At 43.8% G+C, this 23,291-nt stretch carries 18 protein-coding genes; 13 read left to right on the forward strand and 5 right to left on the reverse strand.

Annotated elements, in window-relative coordinates:
- Positions 1–158 precede the first annotated feature (158 nt).
- From QDI94_RS08985 to QDI94_RS09015, 7 genes are all read left to right on the forward strand, one after another.
- Entirely contained in the window at positions 159–908 is a 750-nt protein-coding gene (locus tag QDI94_RS08985) for a sugar phosphate nucleotidyltransferase (protein ID WP_278868436.1), read from the forward strand.
- A 62-nt stretch (positions 909–970) separates the two neighbouring features.
- A complete protein-coding gene (locus QDI94_RS08990; RefSeq protein ID WP_278868437.1) occupies positions 971–1,930 on the forward strand; it encodes a ribose-phosphate diphosphokinase in 960 nt (319 codons plus the stop codon).
- A 123-nt stretch (positions 1,931–2,053) separates the two neighbouring features.
- Positions 2,054–3,334: a hypothetical protein gene (locus tag QDI94_RS08995; protein WP_278868440.1), complete on the forward strand. Its 1,281-nt coding sequence runs from the start codon at positions 2,054–2,056 to the stop codon at positions 3,332–3,334.
- A 45-nt stretch (positions 3,335–3,379) separates the two neighbouring features.
- The gene (gene pth / locus QDI94_RS09000; protein WP_278868443.1) at positions 3,380–3,973 is read left to right on the forward strand and encodes an aminoacyl-tRNA hydrolase; all 594 of its coding nucleotides are present in this window, start codon (positions 3,380–3,382) and stop codon (positions 3,971–3,973) included.
- 14 nt (positions 3,974–3,987) lie between these two features.
- Positions 3,988–7,446, forward strand: a complete 3,459-nt coding sequence (gene mfd / locus QDI94_RS09005) for a transcription-repair coupling factor (RefSeq protein WP_278868445.1) — start codon at positions 3,988–3,990, stop codon at positions 7,444–7,446.
- A gap of 206 nt (positions 7,447–7,652) precedes the next feature.
- A complete protein-coding gene (locus QDI94_RS09010) occupies positions 7,653–8,849 on the forward strand; it encodes a hypothetical protein (RefSeq protein WP_278868448.1) in 1,197 nt (398 codons plus the stop codon).
- A 57-nt stretch (positions 8,850–8,906) separates the two neighbouring features.
- Complete coding sequence (locus QDI94_RS09015; protein WP_278475011.1) at positions 8,907–9,791, forward strand: hypothetical protein; 885 nt, start codon at positions 8,907–8,909, stop codon at positions 9,789–9,791.
- 101 nt (positions 9,792–9,892) lie between these two features.
- On the opposite strand, the gene QDI94_RS09020 is transcribed toward QDI94_RS09015, so the two are convergent.
- Positions 9,893–10,117 carry a DUF896 domain-containing protein gene (locus QDI94_RS09020; RefSeq protein WP_278868450.1) on the reverse strand — a complete coding sequence of 75 codons (225 nt, stop codon included), beginning with the start codon at positions 10,115–10,117 and terminating at the stop codon, positions 9,893–9,895.
- A gap of 170 nt (positions 10,118–10,287) precedes the next feature.
- Between QDI94_RS09020 and QDI94_RS09025 the strand changes: the two genes are divergently transcribed.
- The gene (locus QDI94_RS09025; protein ID WP_278868453.1) at positions 10,288–12,009 is read left to right on the forward strand and encodes a MutS-related protein; all 1,722 of its coding nucleotides are present in this window, start codon (positions 10,288–10,290) and stop codon (positions 12,007–12,009) included.
- 688 nt (positions 12,010–12,697) lie between these two features.
- On the opposite strand, the gene QDI94_RS09030 is transcribed toward QDI94_RS09025, so the two are convergent.
- A complete protein-coding gene (locus QDI94_RS09030) occupies positions 12,698–13,636 on the reverse strand; it encodes an AEC family transporter (protein ID WP_278868455.1) in 939 nt (312 codons plus the stop codon).
- Positions 13,637–13,785: 149 nt separating this feature from the next.
- Between QDI94_RS09030 and QDI94_RS09035 the strand changes: the two genes are divergently transcribed.
- Both QDI94_RS09035 and QDI94_RS09040 read left to right on the forward strand, forming a co-directional pair.
- A complete protein-coding gene (locus QDI94_RS09035; RefSeq protein ID WP_117838721.1) occupies positions 13,786–14,166 on the forward strand; it encodes a hypothetical protein in 381 nt (126 codons plus the stop codon).
- Positions 14,167–14,237: 71 nt separating this feature from the next.
- Positions 14,238–14,462, forward strand: a complete 225-nt coding sequence (locus tag QDI94_RS09040) for a DUF378 domain-containing protein (RefSeq protein ID WP_021882621.1) — start codon at positions 14,238–14,240, stop codon at positions 14,460–14,462.
- Positions 14,463–14,795: 333 nt separating this feature from the next.
- Here the strand turns inward: QDI94_RS09040 and QDI94_RS09045 are convergent, their stop codons facing one another.
- On the reverse strand, positions 14,796–16,004 hold the full coding sequence (locus QDI94_RS09045) for an acetate/propionate family kinase (RefSeq protein ID WP_278868459.1): 1,209 nt from the start codon (positions 16,002–16,004) through the stop codon (positions 14,796–14,798).
- Between the two features lie 202 nt (positions 16,005–16,206).
- Here QDI94_RS09045 and QDI94_RS09050 point away from each other — a divergent pair, with 202 nt between their 5' ends.
- The 3 genes from QDI94_RS09050 to adhE all read left to right on the forward strand — a co-directional run bounded on the left by QDI94_RS09050 (position 16,207) and on the right by adhE (position 21,041).
- Positions 16,207–17,343, forward strand: coding sequence for a tRNA(Met) cytidine acetate ligase (locus QDI94_RS09050; protein ID WP_278868462.1), 1,137 nt, complete (start codon positions 16,207–16,209; stop codon positions 17,341–17,343).
- A 277-nt stretch (positions 17,344–17,620) separates the two neighbouring features.
- A complete protein-coding gene (locus QDI94_RS09055) occupies positions 17,621–18,340 on the forward strand; it encodes a leucine-rich repeat domain-containing protein (RefSeq protein WP_101029780.1) in 720 nt (239 codons plus the stop codon).
- 79 nt (positions 18,341–18,419) lie between these two features.
- Positions 18,420–21,041, forward strand: coding sequence for a bifunctional acetaldehyde-CoA/alcohol dehydrogenase (gene adhE / locus QDI94_RS09060; RefSeq protein ID WP_278868464.1), 2,622 nt, complete (start codon positions 18,420–18,422; stop codon positions 21,039–21,041).
- Positions 21,042–21,118: 77 nt separating this feature from the next.
- On the opposite strand, the gene spoIIP is transcribed toward adhE, so the two are convergent.
- Positions 21,119–22,219 (reverse strand): stage II sporulation protein P, encoded by a 1,101-nt coding sequence (spoIIP, locus tag QDI94_RS09065; RefSeq protein ID WP_278868466.1) that lies wholly within the window; start codon positions 22,217–22,219, stop codon positions 21,119–21,121.
- Positions 22,220–22,302: 83 nt separating this feature from the next.
- On the reverse strand, positions 22,303–23,178 hold the full coding sequence (gene gpr, locus QDI94_RS09070) for a GPR endopeptidase (RefSeq protein ID WP_101029783.1): 876 nt from the start codon (positions 23,176–23,178) through the stop codon (positions 22,303–22,305).
- Between the last annotated feature and the right edge of the window lie 113 nt (positions 23,179–23,291).

Below are 23,291 nucleotides of genomic sequence, written 5' to 3' on the forward strand. Positions count from 1 at the left end.
TATTGTATAAATCGTTTAAAATGCCTTTTTTTGCCCGAATTTTGTAATTTTCTCTTGAAATTTGTGATTTTTGTGAGATAATATTATGGTATGAACGAGTGTCTTGTGACAGGACTGTCTGCATCTTTGTTGTTTTGTCACAGATAAAAGGAGAAAAAATGAAGAATTGTGCCGTTATCCTCGCAGGCGGCGAGGGCAAAAGAATGAAATCCGACAAGCCGAAAACATTGTCGGAGGTACTCGGCAAGCCGATGCTCTGCTGGGTTATGTCGGCTTTAAGGAAAGCCGGCATTGACGACATCTGTGTGGTCAAGGGCTTTAAAAAAGAGTGTATTGAGGAGTATCTTTCAACTCTCAATTTTTCCGTTGAAAGCGTGTTTCAGGCTGAAAGACTCGGAACAGGCCACGCTGTGATGATGGCAAAGGATTTTCTTAAAAAGCACAGCGGCAATGTTGTTATTCTCAACGGCGACGCTCCGTTTATGGACAGCAAGACTATTGAGGATTCCCTAAAGGCTCATATTGAGAACGATTGTGCCGCAACGGTTATTTCCGCAAGGGTTGACGATCCGACAGGTTACGGCAGAATTGTCCGTGACGAAAACGGAAATCTGCGTGCAATTGTTGAGCAGAAAGACGCTGATGAGGAAACTCTCAAAATAAATGAAGTAAACTCTGGCGGTTTCTGGTTTGATTGTCAACTTCTTCTTTCGGTTCTCGACAGAATCAAGTCGGATAACAGCGCAAAGGAATATTATCTTCCCGACGCAATCAAGCTTTTGCTTGAGGACGGAAGAAAGGTCGGAGCATTCACGGCTCAGTGCAGTGATACGGTTCTGGGTGCAAATGATCCGGCTCAGCTTGAACAGCTTAACGAAATTGCAAGAGCAAAGGGTTACAGCTGCTGATTGTTCGGTTAATCATTGGTAAACATATACTACACACATTAAAATTCAAAGGAGTTATTGCAATGAATTTTCACGGTAAGGACATTAAAATTTTCACCGGCAGTTCAAATGTTGATGTAGCTCAGGGAATTGCAGGCTGTCTTGGTCTGCCGCTTGGTAAGAGTGACTGTACACAGTTCTCGGACGGCGAAATCTCTGTTTCTCTTCACGAATCTGTTCGTGGCAGCGACTGCTTTATTGTTCAGTCAACCTGTGCTCCCGTCAACGACAATCTTATGGAAATGCTCATAATGATTGATGCCATGAAGCGTGCGTCTGCTGCAAGAATCACAGTTGTTATGCCATACTTCGGCTATGCAAGACAGGACAGAAAAGCTAAGGCAAGAGATCCGATCTCGGCTAAGCTTTGTGCAGACATCATCACCTGTGCAGGTGCTGACCGTGTGCTTACAATGGATCTTCACGCAAATCAGATTCAGGGCTTCTTCAACATTCCTGTTGACCACCTTCAGGGTGCGTCACTTCTTGCCAACCATATGAGAGAGAAAATCGGCGGCAACAATGATGATTATATCGTTGTATCTCCCGACCTCGGTTCTGTAACCCGTTCAAGAAACTTCGCATCAAAAATCGGCACAGGTCTTGCTATTATCGACAAGAGAAGACCGAAGGCTAATGTTTGTGAGGTTATGAATATCATCGGTGACGCAAAGGGTAAGAAGGTTATCCTCGTTGACGATATGATCGACACAGCAGGTACTCTCTGCAATGCCGCTAACGCTATTGTTGAAAAGGGCGGTGCAACAGAGGTTTACGCTTGTGCTACTCACGCAGTTCTTTCAGGTCCTGCAATTGAGAGAATTCGCAACAGTGCAATTAAGGAAGTTGTTCTTCTTGACACAATTCCTGTTCCGAAGGAAAAGATGATTGACAAGTTCACAATTCTTCCTGTTGCTCCTACATTTGCGGAGGCTATCGCAAGAATTTACAATGACAAGCCGTTCACAGCCGCTTTCGGATGATAGGCGAACAACAGGCAATTTAATCATATAAATTGAGGCGGGTTTTAACTAACCCGCCATTTCGCTGTTTTACTGCAAAATTTTCAGGAATAAAACGGTACAATATGTGAGGGTGATTTAATTTTGTTTGGTATAGTTTACGGCTCCGATTCAGATAACAAAATAATGAACCGCTTTGTCGATGAGTACGAATTGTGGTGCAATGAGGGCAAAAATCCGGATATTGCGTCAATCGACCTTGACTTTGCGCTTGACCTACAGAAGAAAAGACTTGACGAAAAGGGTGTAAAGATTCAGACCGCCTTTACCGATAAGGAAACGGTGAAGAATGAAGTCCCCGTAAATGCTTGTACTGCCTACGATATGGGCGAATGTAAGAGTAACATTGCGTCAAAGACATATGAGGTTACGGAGAAATACTTTAAAGACGGAAAGAAAAAGAAAAAAATCAAGGACAGATTTTTCTTCTACACAATGATTACAAGGCTTGAAAACCGAAATTCCGAGGTTGCGTGTTCGTGTCCGAACTGCGGTGCGGTAAGCAGTGTAAGAGAGCTTCTCGACGGTTGTAAAAACTGCAAAACTCGCTTTATTATGGACGATTTGTTCCCGAAGGTTACAAACTTCTACTTTGTAAAAACCTATTCGCTTGCGAACAAGTCAACCAAAAAGGTGCTTGCACCGTACCTTCTCGGCGGAATTGCCGCCGTTGCGGCATTTACGGTATGGACGGTTGTAAAAGACGGAACCTTTGATCCCGCAACCGCAAATATGCTTTATGAAATCGGCATCAGAGTAATCCCTGTTCTGCTCGGCGGACTTTTGGCAGGTTACCTTGCATGGGCATTAAAAACGCTTTTCGGACTTTTTGTCGGTGCGGCAAAGAGCATTCCTATGATAGGTCCGCACTTCAATTGTCAGAAAAGACTTCCGTGGCTTATGAAAGAGGTTAATCCCAACTTCTCATATGAATACTTTATCGGCAAGGTGCTTGCTTTGCTCAAGATTATGATTTTCAGCGATGATTACACAAACCTCGCAGTTTATGAGGGCGCTCCGACGGAAAATCCTTTCGGAGATATTGTTGATATCAAGTACAGAGGTGTGTCAAAGCTTAATTCGTTCAATGTCACAAACGGCTGTTGCTATGTTGATATGACCGTTTACGCAACGACCGTGAAGAACAAAAATTCTTCATTTAGGGTTAAAAACGAAAAGTTCAGGCTTACCGTTTGCAGAAGTGTGAACGCCATGGATGACGGAGTTTTCACAATGAAAAAAGTAACCTGTAAAAGCTGTGGCGCAAGCTTTGATGCAACAAGAGAACGCAACTGCCCGTATTGCGGAAATCCTTATCATCTCGGCAACGATGACTGGGTTGTTGTAAGCTTCGGAAAAGGTTAATTTAAATTTCAGAATACATATAATATAAATAAGAGGGAAACTGATATGTTCGGAAAAAACAAATCAACGGGGTCGGTTGAGTACATTGTAGTCGGACTCGGCAATCCCGACAGAAAATACGAAAACACCCGTCACAACGCAGGCTGGCTTGCAATTGACAGCATCGCCGACAAGCTCGGTTGTGAGGTAAACAGGATAAAATACAAAAGCTTTATCGGCACTTGCACCGTAAACGGCGCAAAGGTTATGCTGATGAAGCCCACAACATATATGAACAACAGCGGTCAGGCAGTTGTTGAGGCGATGAACTTCTATAAAATTCCGCCCGAAAATGTCATTGTAATTTTTGATGACATTTCGCTTGATGTCGGAAAAATGCGTATCCGTTCAAAGGGCAGTGACGGCGGTCAAAGGGGAATGCGCAGTATAATCTATCTCAGCGGCAGTGACAAGTTTCCGCGCATCAAGGTTGGCATAGGTGCAAAGCCAAATCCCGACTGGGACCTTGCCGACTGGGTGCTTTCAAAGTTCACTCCAGATGAAATGAAAAAGCTTGATAAAATTTTTGACAATGCCGAAAAAGCAATCGAGCTGATTATTGACGGCAAAACCGACCGTGCTATGAATTTGTTCAACTGAAAAGGGACAAAGAAATGAATAATCTCAACTTTCTTGTTGATGTTCTGAAAGACTCGCCCGTTTTCAAAACACTTGAAAAGAATGTCAAGCCGGGCAGAACGGTCTGTGCTTCGGGACTTTCAACAATCAACAAATCAAATATCATCTATGCGCTGTGCCGCCTCAAGGGCGTCACGGCATTTTGTCTTGCCTCCGATGAAAAAGAGGCGCAAACCCTGTGTAACGACCTTTCGTGTATGGGACTGCGTGCCTATGTTTATCCTGTGCGTGACTTCAACTTTCTTGACTTTCAGAGCCGTTCGCACGAGTACGAGCACGCAAGACTTAAAGTTTTGCTCAAACTTCTCAACCACGAATGTGATGTTGCAATTGCGTGCGTTGATGCGGCGGCACAGCTTACCGTTCCGAGAAATGTGCTTGAACAGTCGGTTATTGAATTTGAAGAGGGCAGGGAGCTCTCGCTTGAAAAGGCGACAAAGGCGCTTACTCTGCTCGGCTACGAACGCTTTGATGCGGTAGAGGGCAGCGGTCAGTTTTCGCTGAGAGGCGGTATTCTCGACTTCTTTATGCCCGACAGCGACTATCCCGTGAGATGTGAATTTTGGGGCGATGAAATTACCAACCTCAGCTATTTTGACATTGAAACTCAGAGAAGATTCAAAAAGGCTGACAAAATTACACTTTCGCCCTCAACCGAAATAGTAATTGAGGACAGAGCCGCCCTTGCAGACAAAATTGAACACAAGGCAAAGCTCCTCCGTTCCAAGAACAGCGCAAAGGCCAAGGAAAAACTTTTCTCCGAGGCAGAGCTTATCCGCAGCGGCGCAATGATTGCCAATGCGGACAAATTTATCAATCAGATTTACGATAAACCGGAGTCGCTTTTTGATTATCTCGACAGAAACACCCTCGTTTTTGCGTCCGAATTTACTGCAATTCAGGAACGGGGAAAGTCAATGGACTTTATCAGCAATGAAACCCTTATGCAGGGCTTTGAGGACGGAACTCTTTGCAGAGGTTTTGACCGCTTTGCGCTCACATTCAACGAATGTACCGAGTTTTTGCAAAGTCACGGAACAATCGTGCTTGAAAACTTTGTTCACGGAAGTATGCCTATCAAGCTGTCGGAAATCATCAGCTTTTCAACAAAACAGCTCTCGGCATGGGGCGGTTCGTATAAACAGCTAAAAGAAGATGTTGACGGACTTTTCACCCCCGAAAGCAGGGGCGTTATCTTTGCGGGAACGGAAAGAGCCGCCAAAAATCTTTGCGACACCTTTAACGCAGACGGCATAAATGCTGTTTACAGCGAGGGTGCGGATAAGATTTCAAAGGGCGAACTGCTTGTTATGCAGGGCGCTTTGAGTGCAGGCTTTGAGTATCCGTCACAAAAGTTTTTTGCAATAACTTACAGTCAGGTTTCATACCGTCCCGAAAAGTCCAAAAAGAAGAAGAAAAAGACGGGACAGGAAATTTACAGCCTTTCCGAGCTTACTCCGGGCGATTATGTTGTACACAATGTTCACGGTATCGGTGTGTTCGGCGGTATAAGAAAAATTGATACTCACGGAGTTATAAAGGACTATATCAAGATTGACTACGCAAAGGGCGATGTGCTTTATGTGCCTGTCACACAGCTTGATATGGTTGCAAAATATATAGGTCCGAAAGAGGATTCAAGGGTTAAGCTTAGCCGACTCGGTTCGGGTGACTGGCAAAAGGCAAAGGCAAGGGTTAAAACCTCTGTCAAGGACATTGCCAAGGAGCTTATTGAGCTTTACTCACAGCGTATGAAAGCCAAGGGCTATGCCTTTTCGGCTGATAACGAGTGGCAGAGAGATTTTGAACTCAGCTTTGAGTATGACGAAACTCCCGACCAGCTGCGTTGTTGTGAGGAAATCAAGCACGATATGATGCGTTCGTCGCCGATGGACAGACTTCTCTGCGGTGATGTCGGTTTCGGCAAAACAGAGGTTGCACTCCGTGCCGCTTTTAAGTGTATTGCAGATTCAAAGCAATGCGCATTGCTCTGCCCCACAACAATTCTCGCATGGCAGCATTATCAGACGATAATCAAGCGTTTTGAGGGCTATCCCGTTCGTGTGGAACTGCTTTCAAGATTCCGTACCGCAAAACAGCAGAAAGAAATTCTCCAAAAGCTAAAGCGAGGAGAAATTGATATGATTGTCGGAACTCACAGACTGGTGCAGAAGGATGTTGAATTTCGTGACCTCGGACTTGCAATCATAGATGAGGAACAGCGTTTCGGTGTTGCTCAAAAGGAGAGGTTCAAGGAACTGTGCAAAAATGTAGATGTGCTTACGCTTTCGGCTACGCCTATTCCGAGAACCCTCAATATGGCAATGAGCGGTCTGCGTGATATGAGCGTTATCGAAGAAGCTCCGACAAACCGTCAGCCTGTTCAGACCTATGTGCTTGAACACGATGATGCGGTTATCAACGAGGCAATCCGCCGTGAGCTCCGCCGTGGCGGTCAGGTGTTCTATCTTCACAACAATGTTGAAACAATTTCATCATGTGCCGCAAAAATACGGGAGGCAATTCCAGAGGCAAAAATTGCAATCGGTCACGGCAAAATGAAAGAGGGTGAGCTCAGCGAGGTTTGGCGGCAGATGCTTGAACAGGAGATTGATGTGCTTGTCTGTACAACAATTATCGAAACGGGTGTCGATTTGCCGAATGCCAACACCCTTATTATAGAAAATGCCGACTGTATGGGACTTTCACAGTTGCATCAGCTCAGAGGCCGTGTGGGCAGAAGTTCACGAAGGGCATATGCCTACTTTACCTTCAGACGGAACAAGGTTCTCACGGAGATTCAGCAGAAAAGGCTTGCCGCAATCAGGGAATTTACAGAATTCGGCAGCGGCTTCCGCATTGCAATGCGTGACCTTGAACTGCGAGGTGCGGGCAATATTATGGGCGCACAGCAGCACGGTCATATGGAGTCGGTCGGTTACGATATGTATCTCAAGCTTCTTGATGAGGCAGTAAGCGAGGAAAAGGGCGAGAAAAATACTGCCAAGGATCTTGACTGTCTTATTGACATTTCGGTTGACTCTCACATTCCCGAAAGCTATGTCGAAAGCCTTACGCTCCGCCTTGATGTTTACCGCAGAATTGCTGATATTCGCAGTAATGAGGATGCAGGCGATGTTATCGACGAGCTTCAGGACAGATTCGGCAAGATTCCAAACTCGGTTCTCGGACTTATCGACATTGCCCTTGTGCGTAACCGTGCTTACTCAATGGGTGTGTATGAAATCAGACAGAACGGCACAATGCTTATGCTCTATGTAAACGAGCTTAAATCACCGCAGGTTGCCGATCTGCTCATCGCTTTGGGCGGAAAAGCAAAGCTTGTTGCAGGAGCAAAACCGTGTGTTGCGGTTGAGTGCAAAAACAGTTCCGCTCCGCTTGAAACGCTCACCAAAATTTTCGGTGTGCGGTAATTTAACGGTATAAAGCCGTAATTTGTTAAGAAAAAACCTCCCGAAAGTACAAAAATGCTGTTTTTCGGTGGAAATTCTCAACAAAATTTTATAAAAATGTAGACAATGACGATTTTTTTGTGTATAATCGTAAGGTACATTATCCTGCGGAAGTGTGTTTTGCAGGACACTCAGCATTTAATTTTTTAAAAGGACGGTAAAAAACTATGAAGCCTAATATCAAGGTTGGTTCATTTTTACTTGCAATTGTTATGATGTTCTCAGTTTTTGCAATTGCAGGTTGTACACCCACAACTCTTAACAAAGAATGGTCGTATAAGACAAGCGATAACGAGCTTGCCATCGGCGCTTATATCTACTCACTCAATGCAGCTTACAGTCAGGCTGAAAGCTATGCTAAGAAGCTTGACGATTATGATTCGACATCCGACAAGTGGCTTGATGAAAAAATCAAGGACGATGACGGCAACGAGCAGGTTGCAAGAGAGTGGATTAAGGATCAGGCTAAGAAAATGTGCCTCAGCTACCTCGTAGTTGACGAACAGCTTAAAAAGGAAAATGTAAACATCGGTCAGGCAACTCTTGACTCTGCAACAAGTCAGGCTGAAACATACTGGAATGTTGGTCCGTATGCGTCACAGGGTTATGTAATGCCGATGAAGAAGCAGTATGAAAAGTACGGCGTTTCACTCGACAGCTTTGCATACTGCACAACTCTCTACAACACAAAGTATGAGGCTCTCTTCAAAGCAGTTTACGGCAAGGGCGGTTCAAAGGAAGTTTCCGACGCCGACCTTACAAAGTATTTCAAGGAAAACTATACGGACTACTCATATCTTCCCGTGAACCTTTACACATCAACAAAAGATGAGGCAGGTTCATCAAAGAATGTTGCAATGAGTGACAAGGAAATCAAGAAGGTTGAGGATCAGCTTAACGGTTACAAGAATGACCTTAACAAGGGCGGTTCTTTTGACGATGTTATTGCATCATACAAGAAGTCAAGCGGTTCGGAAAAAGATTCTTCTGTTTCAAATGTAGAAGTTCTCGACAAGAGTTCAATCGGTGACGAGCTTAAAGAGGCTATCGGCAAGCTTAAAACAGGCAAGGCTGAAACTCTCAAGGTCGGCAGCGGCGACAGCGCAATCTACTATCTCGTTTATAAGAAAGACGTCAGCAAGGATGTTGACAGCTATATCGGCAACGAATCAAACAGAGCCGGTGTACTTGCGTCAATGAAGTCAGACGAATTTTCAAAGTACATTGACGGTCTTGCAGAGAAACTCAAGTATGAAGAAAACACTTCGGTTATTGACAAGTACAAGCCCGAACTCTTCTTCGTTGCGGTTGAGCCTACAACAGCGGCGTCAACAACAACCGCATCTGATAAAAGCTCAAAGTAATTGATATCGGACATACAACAGACGCACTTTCAGATTATTCTGAAGAAAGGAGCTTTTATGAAAAAACATTCAAAGCTTTGCGCAATTTTTCTTACAGCACTTTTGAGCATTTCGGCTGTAAGCTATTCTGTATCGGCAGTCGGTGAGGATGTTGACTCAGGCGGAGATTCAAGCGTTATTGTTGATCCGGTAGAGCCGGAACCCGATCCTGCCCCTGAGCCGGACCCTGCACCTGAACCTGAGCCGGAGCCGGAGCCACAGCCGCAGCCCGACCCCGTGTATCCGGATTCTTCGAACGATTCATCATATGTAGATCCGGGCTATTCGTCAAGTGATTCGTCATATGACAGCAGCTATAGCTACGACAGCAGCTATGACTACAACAACAATAACGATTATAACAATAGCTACAGCAGCAGTCAGACTTACTACTACTCTGAGCCGTCATATGTAGGCGGCGGTCAGTCATATGTTGCTCCGTCAAATACTGCTCCGTCAGCGTCGCTTATCAAGTCTGACGATAACATTGACGAAAAGACTCTTTCAAGCGGCGACTGGTCTGATATCGCAAAAAATCTTAAAAATACCGACACAGCGGGTTCTGACGGTGATGACTTTAGCTTCATCAAGAACAATAACAGCAAGGGTGACAACGGTCATTGGATGTTCTATGTTTCAATTGTTCTTCTTGCTCTCGGTGTTGCCGGCATCGCATACTTTGTGATTTCGATTGTCCTTAACAAAAAGAAGAGAGTCGCAGTCGGCGGCAGAAGTAACGCTCCAAAGAGCAAATCTGCACAACCGCAGCGTTACAGTAGTAACGATGACTATGCCGATGATTATTCATCTTCAGGCAGAAAGTCCGAAAGACGCAGTAAGTACGATACTGCTGAAATCAAACTCCCCAAGAACAACTCAAAGGGCGGAAGAAGATACAAATAATTAGATAACTTTATAAAACAAAAGCAGTTCCAAAATCGGAACTGCTTTTTTGTTTGACTGTGTAATTGGATTTTTATATGACCTTTGTTCGATTATTAAAATTAGTTTTTGTCATACGGCTTTTTGTATGCCTCTTTGAACGGTCTTACCGTGCCGTCCTTTTCCTCAACGCTTACATTGTCAAGTGTTGCATTGAACTGTGTGCGGATTTCACCGAGATAAATTTTATATAACTCTTTCTGCTCTTTTTGCTCAGCCTCGGTGAGTCCGTGTTCTTTTTTCTTTTTTGCAAGCTCGTTAATTCTTTCGAGCATTTTTTTATCCATAAGTCAATCCTCCTGACTGCAATTATAAATTTATGAGCCTCTGCTCAACAATTATAATATCACACAAGAGGATAAAGTGCAAATTTTTAAATTGCCAATTGAAAACGAAAAAAAATTGTGCTATCATTCATTTAAACCCGTTATACGGCAAATTTTTTCGGCGGTGAATTATGGAAAATTTCAGCTTATTACACCCGACAAATTCAAATGCAGCCTATAGAACTCTCAACAAAGAGGCACTGAATGATTTGTCGGTTGATTTTATATGTGACGCTCTTACAAAAGAGCCGTATGAACGCAACAGCATAAAGCAGCTGCTGATAAATATTACGGATGACGAGGAAGTTATAAAATATCGTTGCGATGTTTTTGAGGATTTTCTTCGTTTTCCGAAACTTCGTGATGATCTATCCGCACTCCTTGTAAAGCTGAACGATTTGCGTGAAATTGAGCGCTTTCAAAAGGATACCGAGGCATCTTCCTTATGGCAGCTTGTAAACCGACTCCGTGAAATGGACGGCTATGTCGATTGCATTACAAGAATAAAAAATACGCTTGAAACGATTGATGTAAGGTCGGAGGGATTGCTCGAGCTAAAGAAAAATGTTCAGGCAATCTACAATGACAGCGGCTTTCCCGAACTAAAAAAGGATATAATTGACACGCTTGCAAAGGCTCAAAAGCTCAAGAGCATAACCCTCGGTGTGAATCTTGACGATTTGCTCCGCCCAAAGAGTGTGGGTGTAATCTCACTCAATGACAAAGAATTTACCGACAGCGGTATCCTCAAAAGATTTATGAAGTTTACAAACCGTGACAGCGAACTGCACCACGGCAACGATGTTTCGGGATTTTTAAGCTTTCATCCGTCCAATCCGTCAACCTCGCAGTTCGGACTTGGACAGTTCGTTGTGGGCGCACAACAGGATGTAAACCACACAATGAGCAGTTCTCTCACAGGAGCCGACCCAATGTCGGACGCCCTCAAAAATGTTGTAACCGATATTCTCCGCAGAATCGTCAATGATATAAAATCAATGCTCAACAGATATGTCAATGTCAACGGCTACTCGTTCGTTTCGCTTATGCCCGAAATCATTTTCTATATCCGTTTTGCAGAGCTTTGCGACAGGATGAAGAAGAAAAATCTTCCGCTGTGCAAGGCAGAGGTTCTTCCTAAAGAGGAAAGAAACTGTTTTTTGAAAGATGTTTACAACCTTAAACTCGGCATAAAATCGGCAAACGGTGAGAATTTAGATATTGTCACAAACGATATTGATTTTAACGATGACAGGCGAATTTACATTCTGACAGGTCCGAACCGTGGCGGTAAAACCACGATTACTCAGGCGGTCGGACTTGCGTTTCTGCTTGCTCAGAACGGAATATATGTTCCTGCAACGCAGATGAAATTCAGCCCATGCGACAGCATTTTTACGCATTTTCCTGCCGATGAAAACGATACCGTTGACCTCGGCAGACTTGGTGAAGAAAGCAAAAGACTTGCCGAAATTTTCTCTTCTGCAAGCCGTTACAGCCTGCTTTTGCTCAACGAAAGCCTTGCAACAACCAATGTTGCCGAGGGCTTGTACATAGCCCGTGATGTTGTCAAATCAATGCGGTATCTCGGCACAAGGGCGATTTTTAATACCCATATGCACGATTTGGCACGAAATCTTGACGAGGTGAACACAACCGTAAAGGGCGACAGCAAGGTTGAAAGTCTGGTAACAGGTGTTGAAAACGGACAGCGTTCGTTCAAGGTTTTCATCGCTCCGCCTCAAGGTGTAAGCTATGCCAAAGACATTGCCGAAAAATACGGCGTAACCTTTGACAAAATCAAAAAACAGATTGATCGGCAGCGTGTCGCTGCACCCGGTTCGGGAAGATAGTATGTAATATTAAAAGCATATTATGCCCGAGCGGAAGTTTTTTTAATTGAAAGTTGAAAATTGAAAATGGAAAATTGCGGTCGGGCAGACAGTCTGTAATGTAAAAAACATATTATGCCCGAGCGTAGTATTGTAATTGTTAGCACAATTCTGTAGGGGCGTTCATTGGACGCCCGCACGGCGAGCCACCGTTCCCAATTCGTGCAGATAGTTTGTAAATGTCAAAAAGCATATTATGCCCGAACGGAAGTTTTTTAAAATTGAAAGTTGAAAATGTAAAATTGAAAATTGCGGTCGGGCAGACAGTTTGCAAAATGCAAATCATTGTCGCCCGACTGTTTTTGTATATATAGAAGTTGCGTTTAAATGTATGGGCGGATGCTACGGTGTTGCAATTATTTTGTTATATTCAGAAAATTCGTATAAAAGAAAACGGAGTGCATTACGCACTCCGTTTTCTTATGCCCACAAAATAATAAAAAAAGAAGGAAATAGCTGTTTAATAAAGTAACAGTTTAATCTTGCAGGATTTCAAGTCGTTTCCTGCAAACCGTTACCCTATGCGAGTATTCTAACACTAACAGTAATAAAAGTCAAGACTGTTATGCTATTTTTTGTTATTGATAGTAATAATATCGTTTAACTCTACATATTGAATAAATCATGTGTCTGAAATTTGTGCAGATTATCAAAAGAAACCTGCCTGTCTGAAGAAGAAAATCCACAAAAACATCGTGAAACACGCTAAAACCGAAGTGAACACAACCGCCGCACCTGCAAGTTTGAAGTCGCTGTCCATTTGCTGAGCCATTGTGAATGACGAAACCGCACACGGCGATGCAAAAAGTCCGATAAGCGACACAAAGTCAACACCTCTGATTCCTATAAGCGCCGCCGTACCCAGACAAAGTGCCGGCACAACAACAAGTCTTGCGATTATGCAGATTATGAGGTTGCGTGAACAGCCTTTTATGCTGTCAAATGTGACAGACGCACCGAGTACAATCAGAGCAAGCGGAGTTGCAACCGCCGCAATATCCGAAACAGTTTTGCCGATTGTTTCCGGCAGCTTTACATTAAATGCAACAGACAGAAGTCCGAGTACAGAGCCGATAATCAGAGGATTTCTGGCAATGCCTTTTAAAATTTTCAGCACATTTATCTTTTGCCCTCTGAAAATTTCAAGCGTGATTACGGCAAGCATATTGTAAATCGGCACAATTACGGCAACAAGAACGGCGGTCATACCAAGCTTATCCTTACCGAAAATATTTGCCGCAATCGGAAGTCCCATAAGTACAAAATTACTGCGGTAAATCGCCTGAATCATCGCACCACGGCTGTAATTTGACTTTTCAACAAGGAGTGTAAACCCGATTGACAAAAAGTAAATTGCGAACACTGCAATAACCGCAAAGGCAAGCAGCTTCGGGCTGAAAACGCTTGAAAAATCTGAGCCGTAGATGTTATTGAACATCAGAAAAGGAAAAAATACATTGAAAACAATTTTGTTAAGCTGAGGCAGAAAGCTGTCCTGCAAAATTTTTAATTTTCTCACAAGAAAACCGATGAAAAGCATTATGAACATCGGCAGAACCGCATTAAGCGCAACGAAAAAACTCTCCATAAAATCACCTCTTTTCAGCATACCACATTGCAAAATTTTTTTCAACAAAGCATATACCCGAAAATGTACATTTGTTCAAGTTGAAATATGTCGATTTGTATGTTAAAATATTCTGTGAACGATTTAAAATGAAACAACGAGGTGTGTCCATGAAAAAATGTGAATTCTGCGGAAAACAGATATCGTATTTTGACCAGTATTGTGATGATGAGTGTCATATTAAAGCAAATAAATTTTACGAAAAGGGCGAGCGTTTCGGCAAGCTGTTTGCGGTAATCAATATGATTTGTGTGTTCGGAATTCCAATCGGACTTTTTATGCTCTCGTTTGCAAGAGAGGTCGGTCTTACCGTCGCACTTGCAAGCTGTGTAATTCTCGGAATTATGCTCATTATTCTTCCGTTTCCCACGGAAAATATGATTTCAAAATTCAAAATTCGGAAAGCCGTAAAAATCACAAGAATAATCGGCGGTGCGGTAATTTTCCTCGGAGTGCTGATTTTGCTCCTTGCATTGTTAATTAAATTCTGATTTTAAATAAAACGAATAAAACGAAAAATTGCGTCAATACTATTTTCAGCAAATACAAAGGAGGACTTTGAATGCTCGATAAAATAGCATTGACGCTTCTTATTATCGGCGGACTCAACTGGGGAAGTGTCGGCATTTTTCAGTTTGATCTTGTTGCGTGGATTTGCGGCGGACAGACAGGAATCATAAGCCGTATTGTTTACATCCTTGTCGGACTTTCCGCAATCTGGTGCATTACACTTTTATTCAGGGACACAAGCGACACCGTGACGGACGGAACAGTTGCGGATTCGTAGTTTTTGCAGTAGGGGTAGCCTTGCGGGCGGATGATATCCGCCCCTACGGGATTTTACGAACGACTACAATGTTACGCTCGGGTATAATATGTGTTTTTAATATCATACTATCTTCACGAACTGGGAACGGCGGCTCGCCGTAATTTTCAACTTTCAATTTTAAAAAACTTTCGTTCGGGCATAATATGCTTTTTATATTACAAACTGTCTACACGAAAGGGGAACGGCGGCTCGCCGTATTGTATAATAAAATAACCAATAAACAAAAAACAGGCTGTCATATGACAACCTGTTTTCTTATGTAATATTTACTGCGTGGCAGATTTGTTTTAATTAAAGTGCCTCAACAATGGCTCTTGTATCTCTTGCAATAACCATTTCTTCGTCGGTTGCAATGAGTTCAACTCTGATTGCCGAATCAGGAGTTGAGAGTGTGCCTGTAACACCGCATGTGGCCTGCTTGTTAAATTCCTTATCCAACTTAACGCCAAGGCATTCAAGATAGTCGCAAACCTTTTCACGGAGCATAGGCTGGTTTTCACCGATACCTGCCGTGAATACGATGCCGTCACAACCGCCGAGCGCTACATAATAACTGCCGATGTACTTTGCAATCTGGTAGTAAAGCATTTCGTGGGCAAGGTGAGCTCTCATATTGCCGTCTGCCTCTGCCGCACAAACATCACGGTCGTCAGACGAAACACCCGAAATACCTAAAAGACCCGACTCCTTGTTCAGAATTTTTGACATCTCCTCGGGAGTGAGATGCTCTTTTTCAGCGATAAATGTGATAACAGACGGATCAAGTGAACCTGAACGCGTACCCATCATAAAACCGCCGAGAGGAGTAAGTCCCATTGTTGTGTCAATAACCTTGCCGCCCTTTACGGCTGTGATTGAAGAACCGTTGCCGATGTGACAGGTGATGAGCTTAAGCTCTTCCTTTTTTCTGCCCATAAGGTCAGCCATTTTTTCGGAAACATAACGGTGAGATGTGCCGTGAAAGCCGTACTTTCTTACACCGAACTTTTCATAATATTTGTAAGGTACTGCATACATAAATGCTTTTTCGGGCATTGTCTGGTGAAAAGCAGTATCAAAAACCGCAACCTGCGGAACTTTCGGACCGAAAACTCTTGTACAGGCCTCAATGCCCTGAAGGTGTGCAAGGTTGTGAAGAGGTGCAAGAGGAGCAAGCTCTCTGATTTTATTGATTACCGAGTTATCTACAAGCACCGACTTGTCAAAGTACGCACCGCCCTGCACAACTCTGTGACCTACAGCGGAAACCTCAGACAAATCGCTGATTGCACCGTATTCGGGATCTAAGAGTGCATTTTTAACAGCCTCAAAAGCCTGCGTGTGGTTAAGCATCTGTGTTTTGCGTTCAATTTTTTTGCCGTCCGGTGTTTTAAAACCAATGAAAGCACCGTCCTGACCGATTCTTTCACAGTTACCCTTTGCGAGAACTGCCTCGTTGTCAGTATCAATGAGCTGGTACTTAAGCGAGGAACTGCCTGCGTTGATTACGAGAATTTTCATTACAATCGTCCCCTTTGGTAGTTATTTTCAGTTTTAAGTGAAGAAATATATTTGCCTGCCGCCATATTTTATACTATAATGTAAATCAGAAAATGTCTTTTCGAAATCGACAGGTCACACATACATATGATACTCCAATTTATGTGTGTTTTCAAGTGTTTTTTACAATATGTGTGCGAATATGAGCTTTGGGGGAGAAATTATGGCAACTGCCGTTATCTGTGAATTTAATCCGTTTCACAACGGTCATAAATATTTGCTCGAAAGTGCAAAAAATGTGCTTAAAGAGCCGGTCATAGCGATTATGAGCGGAAGCTTTACCCAGCGTGGTGAGGTTGCCGTATGCGACAAATTTGTCCGTGCAAAATCTGCCCTTGAAAACGGTGCGGATTTGGTGCTTGAACTGCCCGTTGTGTTCTCGCTTTCGGGCGCTGAGGGCTTTGCAAGGGCAGGTGTTGCGATTGCGTCGGCTTTTGACTGCACAAATCACCTTGCTTTCGGCAGTGAAAGCGGTGACTGCGAACTGCTCAAAAGATCCGCAAACGCTGTTTGTGACGAAAGGGTACAGGCTCTTGTGCGTGACGGAATGAAAAACGGCGGATACTACCCCCGTGAGCTTGAAAGCGCCGTCAAAACGGTTTTCGGCGAGGAGGTTTCATCGGTACTTTGCAAACCGAATAATATTCTTGCCGTTGAGTATATCAAGGCATTGAACGGTACATCTGTTGAACCGTTCTCGGTTGCAAGAACAGGTGTTGCACACGACAGCCGAATTGCGGGCGAGGGCCTTGCGTCTGCGTCACACATAAGAGAAATGCTCCGCAACGGTGAAAATGCAAAGAAATATGCACCATATGTTCCCGATGAAATCACATTTTCCGAAAATCTTGACAGACCGTTGCTGTATCGTTTGCGTACTATGACAAGAGAGGAGATTTCTAAGCTGCCCGATGTGGGCGAGGGACTTGAAAACAGAATAGCCGATGCGGCAATGCAATGCAGTACCTCGGCGGAAATTGCCGATTTTGTAAAAACAAAACGCTACACTCATGCACGCATACGGAGAATACTCGCCTGTGCATTGCTCGGAATTGAAAAAGCTCATACGCAGATTCCGATTGAATATGTCCGTGTGTTAGGATTTACGAAAGACGGTGCAGAGCTTTTAAAGGATTGCAGATTAAATGTTGTCACTTCTGCAATTGCCGGTCTTAAAATCGGCGGCAGTACAAAAGCATTGCTCGAAAAGGACATTTCCGCTTATAATATTTCGGCTCTTGCTTACCGCGTTCCGAAAAAAGGAGGTCTTGATTTTACTACACAGATTGTAAAAATATGACGCCGAGCGATTGGCTCTTCAATGATATGACAGATTGGCACGGTTACAAAGGCTTTAATTACATTTTTTACCGCTAAAAAAGGCGATTTTTACGGGAATTTTATCTTTTTTGTGAGAAGTGCAACAATAACTGTGTAATCTTTTTGTAATTATTATTGAACCCGATAAAAGTAGAAAAATGGTCAAAAAAACATTGACAATTATTTAACAAAGATGATAAAATAGAGTCAATCGATGATTGGCTAATTCTAAAACAACGATTGAGAGGATCCAAAAAATGAAGAAAATTCTATGCTTTTTAATGGCATGTGCAATGTGCCTGACAGCAGCAGTAGGTCTTTCCGGATGCGGTTGTGACGACAACAAATCCCAGAAAAACAAACCCGGCTACAAGGTTGAGCCGACAGAGCCTGATTTTACAAACGGCGAATTCGGATTTTTTATCATCAATCAGGAAGAACTTATGGTTACTAAGTACACAGGTTCAGACAAGGTTGTTAAAATTCCCGAAAGCTACAAGAACTACAAGGTTACCGTAATCGGTCCGAGTGTGTTCAATGACTCAAAAATCACTGAGGTTACAATCCCGTCAAGCATCAAACAGATTGAAGATTATGCTTTTGCAAACTGCCACAGCCTTACAAAGGTAAACTTCAACGAAGGTCTTGAAATTCTTGACAACAGCGTGTTCTTTAACTGTTCGGAGCTCAGAGAAATTAAGCTTCCAAATTCACTTAGGCAGATTGGCGTAAGAGCTTTTTCGGGTGCGTCCGTAAACAATGTGGTTCTTCCCGACAACGGAAATCTCACAAAAATCGGTGAATTTGCGTTTTATCAGTCGCGTGAGCTTACAGACATTACAATTCCTGCGTGTGTGACGAGTATCCCTGACAATGCTTTCTCGGAGTGTGCCAAAGAGGTTACAATTCACGGAGGCAAAGGAACATATGCCCAGAACTACGCACAGAAAAATAAATTGAAGTTCGTGGCTGAATAAGCCTTGAAATAAAAAGTAAGATATTCATTTTCAGCTTTGCTGAATCTAATATAATTATGCAAGATAAGAGGTAGATTAAATGAGTACAAAAGAGTATCCTATCGTAGATAACGCAGAAAGCTTTGAAGCTGCCCTTGCAAGAGTAAGAGAAGCTCAGAAAATTTTTGCTACCTACACACAGGAACAGGTTGACAAGATTTTCCTTGCTGCCGCAACTGCTGCTAACCAGATGAGAATTCCGCTCGCTAAGATGGCTGTTGAAGAAACAGGCATGGGCGTTGCAGAAGATAAGGTTATCAAGAACCACTTCGCTTCTGAGTATATTTACAATGCTTACAGAAATGTTAAGACTTGCGGCGTTCTTGAGGAAGACAAGGCTTACGGCATCAAGAAGATTGCTGAGCCAATCGGCGTAATTGCTGCCGTTATCCCAACAACAAACCCGACTTCAACCGCTATCTTCAAGACACTCGTTTGTCTTAAGACAAGAAACGGTATCATCATCAGCCCGCATCCCCGTGCTAAGAAGAGCACAATTGAGGCTGCCAAGGTTGTTCTTGAAGCTGCTGTTAAGGCAGGCGCTCCGGAGGGTATCATCGGCTGGATTGATATTCCTTCACTCGAACTCACAAACACACTTATGCAGGAAGCTGACTGCATCCTCGCAACAGGCGGCCCCGGCATGGTTAAGGCTGCTTATTCATCAGGTAAGCCTGCACTCGGTGTTGGCGCCGGTAACACACCTGCTATCATTGATGAAACAGCTGACATTTTACTCGCAGTTAACTCAATTATCCACTCAAAGACATTTGATAACGGTATGATCTGTGCTTCAGAGCAGTCTGTTATCGTTGAAAAGAAGATTTACAGCAAAGTTAAGAAGGAATTCAAGGCTCGTGGCTGCTACTTCCTTAACGAGGAAGAGACAGAGAAGGTTAGAAAGACTATCATCATCAACGGCGCTCTTAACGCTAAGATTGTTGGTCAGAAGCCTGTTACAATCGCAGCTCTTGCAGGTGTAACAATTCCTGAGGAAACAAAGGTTCTTATCGGTGAGGTAGAATCAGTTGACATCAGCGAAGAGTTTGCTCACGAGAAGCTTTCTCCTGTACTCGCTATGTACAAGGCTGAAGATTTTGAAGATGCTATTGCAAAGGCTGAGCATCTTATTGCTGACGGCGGTTACGGTCACACATCTTCACTTTATGTTGACGCTGTAAACGAAAGAGCAAAGATCGACGAGTTTGCTTCAAGAATGAAGACTTGCCGTATCCTTGTAAACACACCTTCTTCACAGGGTGGTATCGGTGACCTTTACAACTTCAAGCTTACTCCTTCACTCACACTCGGCTGTGGTTCTTGGGGCGGCAACTCTGTTTCTGAGAATGTTGGTTGCAAGCACCTTATCAATATTAAGACAGTTGCCGAGAGGAGAGAAAATATGCTTTGGTTCAGAGCACCTGAAAAGGTTTATATCAAGAAGGGCTGTATGCCTGTAGCTCTTCAGGAACTCAAGGATGTAATGGGTAAGAAGAGAGCATTCATCGTTACCGACTCATTCCTTTACAAGAATGGCTACACAAAGCCAATCACAGACAAGCTCAATGAAATGGGCATCACATATACAACATTCGCAGATGTTGAGCCTGACCCATCACTTATTTCAGCTCAGAAGGGTGCAGAGGCTATGCGTAAGTTTGAGCCTGACTGCATTATCGCACTCGGCGGCGGTTCAGCAATGGATGCCGGCAAGATTATGTGGGTTCTCTATGAGCATCCGGAAGTTGACTTCCAGGATATGGCTATGCGTTTCTGCGATATCCGTAAGAGAGTTTACACATTCCCGAAGATGGGTGAGAAGGCATACTTCATTGCTATCCCAACATCATCAGGTACAGGTTCTGAGGTTACTCCTTTCGCAGTTATCACAGACCAGAATACAGGCGTTAAGTATCCGCTTGCTGACTATCAGCTTATGCCTAAAATGGCAATCGTTGATGCTAACAACATGATGAGCGGTCCTAAGGGACTTACAGCTGCATCAGGTATCGATGCTGTTTCTCACGCACTTGAGGCTTACGCTTCAATGATGGCTACAGATTTCACAGACGGTCTTGCACTCCGTTCACTCAAGCTTATCTTCGAGTATCTTCCTGCTTGCTATGACAACGGTATGAACGAGCCTGTTGCTCGTGAGAAGGTTGCTCACGCTGCTACAATGGCAGGTATGGCATTCGCTAACGCATTCCTCGGTGTTTGTCACTCAATGGCTCATAAGCTCGGTGCTTTCCATCATGTACCGCACGGTATTGCTAACGCACTTATGCTTGAGCAGGTAATCAGATTCAACTCAGCAGAAGTTCCTACTAAGATGGGTACATTCCCACAGTATGATCACCCGCACACACTCGCTCGTTATGCTGAAGTAGCTCGTTACCTCGGCCTCGGCGGCAAGAACGATACAGAGAGCGTTGAAAACCTTATCAAGGCTGTAAACGACCTCAAGGCAAGAGTTGGCATCAAGAACTCTATCAAGGATTATGTTCCGGACGAAGAGGACTTCCTCAACCGTCTTGACGCTATGACAGAGCAGGCATTTGATGACCAGTGCACAGGTGCAAACCCAAGATATCCGCTCTTCAAGGAAATCAAGCAGATGTACCTCAATGCTTACTATGGCAACAACAGCGAGACTGTTTAATCTATCTCGTAAAGCATAATTATAAAACACCCTGCCTACACGGCAGGGTGTTTTGTTATTTTTTCAGTGATTTTCCCTTACAACCCTAACAAAACATCTGCTAATGCGTTGCCTAAGAGAGTGCCTGAATAAACCGCCTCGTCAATCGAGTTTGACTCTGTACCTACTTCAATTAACAGGGAACCGTTGCAGACATACTCGTTGTACGCAAAGTAGTCGAAGTTCAGCGGTCGGGTCATATCGGGGTAGAGGGTTTCGGCTTTGTCCTGAATTTTCAGGGCAAAATTTAGATTTTCTTCCCAGCAGTCAAAGCCCCGTTCGCCCTCAGAGTCGCAGCCTGCAAGAATCATAATTTGCGCACCTTTTTTGCCGTTGTATGTAAATACAGGCTTAACCTTGTTCTCATCTGTTCCTATTGCGTCACGGTGCAGGTCGATTACGACCTTGATGTCAGGATATTTTTCGAGATTTTTATACACAGTGTCAACACTTCGGTCGTACGAACCGTTGTAGGATTCATCGTGAATTGTCGTGTCATGAACCGTTTTTATGCCACGCTTGTTGAGCTGTTCGGTGAGTGCGTCACCGACTGCCACAACATTGAAATCGTTGTTGTTTGTGCGTGAATAAAAGCTGTCATAGAAAAAGTCAACATCCTCGTCAAGGTAAGCCTCGCTTGTGTGGGTGTGGTAGATGAGAACCTGCGGTGAGTTTATGCCCTTGTCAATTGAGAACGGCAGTTTTGCCGAGAGCAGTCCGTCAAAGTCAAGTGACAATCCCGTTTTGTTTTTGACAAAGCAGTTGTCAACCGGAGTTCCCGTGTCGCCTATGGTGCGTTCCTCAACCGTATATTTATTTTCACCGTCATGGTTGCCGTAGGAATCGTAATAGGTGCCTTTGTCACGCTTGTGTTTTTCTTGTACTATGGGTTCTGTGTCGGCTGATTCGGTGGGCTTTTGGTCGGAATCCGTCGGTTTTTTCGCCTTTGAATTTTCAAGCCTGTATTCTCCGTTTGCGAGGGTAAATGCGGCAGCGGCAAGAGCTGCCGGATTTTGAGAGTCAAAACATAGGGGAAATCTGTATATAACGCTTAAAACAGCCGTTGACAATAATACAACGGCTGTGCTGATTTTTATGGCTTTTTTAAATTTATTTTTTGATTTTCCTTCACTTTTCACAAAATCACCTGCAATCCGTACATATGTTGGCTAACGGTTTCTAAATAAAATATATGCGGTGCTGTGCGTGAATATGCATAAATTTACATTAACGATATGAGGTCGGGCAAATCAAACTCATTTTGCAATGCTCCGTTGAGCGCAAAGGCTATCAGCCGTGAGGCTCTTTCCGTGAGCAGGTCAATTTCTCTGGGAATTACAACAAGCTGTCTGCCCTGCGGCATAAGCATTTTTTGGGTTTTGCGGTTGCAGTCGCTGCCGAGAATATCAATCGCAAGCGTTTGTGCATCAACAACCGTAGGCACTCCGATTGCAATAACAGGTACTCCTACGGTTTCTTTTGTGATTTTGGTGCGATGGTTGCCGACTCCTGCTCCCGGTGAAATTCCCGTGTCGCTTATCTGAAGTGTACAGCCGAGCCTTTCCGGTCTGCGTGAGGCGAGTGCGTCAATTGCGACAACGGCTGTAGGTCTTATCCGCCGTACAATGCTGAGAATATATTCGCCTGTTTCAATGCCGGTTTGACCTGTGACGCCTGTTTGCATAACCGCAACAGGACGAAGTCTGTCAAGCCCTGTTGAGCGGGCAATTTCTCCGCTTATGTGACGGGTGGCAAGCACTCTGCTGCTTGTTTTCGGACCGAGCGAGTCGGGAGTAATTTCCATGTTGCCGAGCCCCGCCACAAGCACAAGTCCGTTCACGGGCAAAAGCCTCTTTATTTCATTGCCCACGGTTTCAAGCCGCTTGTCGGTTTCCGTAAAATTGTCGGTGAGTGACGGCAGCTCAATCGTAATGTATGTGCCGATTTCCTTGCCGAGTGCCTGTCTTGCCTTTTGGTTCTTTACAATCAGCCGTGAGATTTCAAGGCCGTTTTCGCTGTACCTTTTAAATTCAACACCGCCTGTGTTTTCTCCTGCAATTTCTCTTGCTTCAATTGCAAGGTCGGTTCTGAACTGCAAAATAATCCCCCGTTTCGCAAATTTGTGTTTGTATAGTTATTATTGTGCAATTTTACATGATGTATGCTATTTACATTCTAAATGTGTTCTGTTATAATCCATTTATAGCTTAC

The organism is Ruminococcus bromii (genome assembly GCF_928721825.1).
GTDB lineage: Bacteria > Bacillota > Clostridia > Oscillospirales > Acutalibacteraceae > Ruminococcoides > Ruminococcoides bromii.

Excerpts from the sequence above, each read along its gene's own strand:
- QDI94_RS08985 (WP_278868436.1), top strand. The coding sequence starts at position 159 with ATGAAGAATTGTGCCGTTATCCTCGCAGGCGGCGAGGGCAAAAGAATG.
- QDI94_RS09015 (WP_278475011.1), top strand. The coding sequence starts at position 8,907 with ATGAAAAAACATTCAAAGCTTTGCGCAATTTTTCTTACAGCACTTTTG.
- adhE (WP_278868464.1), top strand. The coding sequence starts at position 18,420 with ATGAGTACAAAAGAGTATCCTATCGTAGATAACGCAGAAAGCTTTGAA.
- QDI94_RS09010 (WP_278868448.1), top strand. The coding sequence starts at position 7,653 with ATGAAGCCTAATATCAAGGTTGGTTCATTTTTACTTGCAATTGTTATG.
- QDI94_RS09040 (WP_021882621.1), top strand. The coding sequence starts at position 14,238 with ATGCTCGATAAAATAGCATTGACGCTTCTTATTATCGGCGGACTCAAC.
- QDI94_RS09050 (WP_278868462.1), top strand. The coding sequence starts at position 16,207 with ATGGCAACTGCCGTTATCTGTGAATTTAATCCGTTTCACAACGGTCAT.
- QDI94_RS09020 (WP_278868450.1), bottom strand. The coding sequence starts at position 10,117 with ATGGATAAAAAAATGCTCGAAAGAATTAACGAGCTTGCAAAAAAGAAA.
- QDI94_RS09035 (WP_117838721.1), top strand. The coding sequence starts at position 13,786 with ATGAAAAAATGTGAATTCTGCGGAAAACAGATATCGTATTTTGACCAG.
- mfd (WP_278868445.1), top strand. The coding sequence starts at position 3,988 with ATGAATAATCTCAACTTTCTTGTTGATGTTCTGAAAGACTCGCCCGTT.
- QDI94_RS09045 (WP_278868459.1), bottom strand. The coding sequence starts at position 16,004 with ATGAAAATTCTCGTAATCAACGCAGGCAGTTCCTCGCTTAAGTACCAG.
- pth (WP_278868443.1), top strand. The coding sequence starts at position 3,380 with ATGTTCGGAAAAAACAAATCAACGGGGTCGGTTGAGTACATTGTAGTC.
- QDI94_RS08990 (WP_278868437.1), top strand. The coding sequence starts at position 971 with ATGAATTTTCACGGTAAGGACATTAAAATTTTCACCGGCAGTTCAAAT.
- QDI94_RS09055 (WP_101029780.1), top strand. The coding sequence starts at position 17,621 with ATGAAGAAAATTCTATGCTTTTTAATGGCATGTGCAATGTGCCTGACA.
- QDI94_RS09030 (WP_278868455.1), bottom strand. The coding sequence starts at position 13,636 with ATGGAGAGTTTTTTCGTTGCGCTTAATGCGGTTCTGCCGATGTTCATA.
- QDI94_RS09025 (WP_278868453.1), top strand. The coding sequence starts at position 10,288 with ATGGAAAATTTCAGCTTATTACACCCGACAAATTCAAATGCAGCCTAT.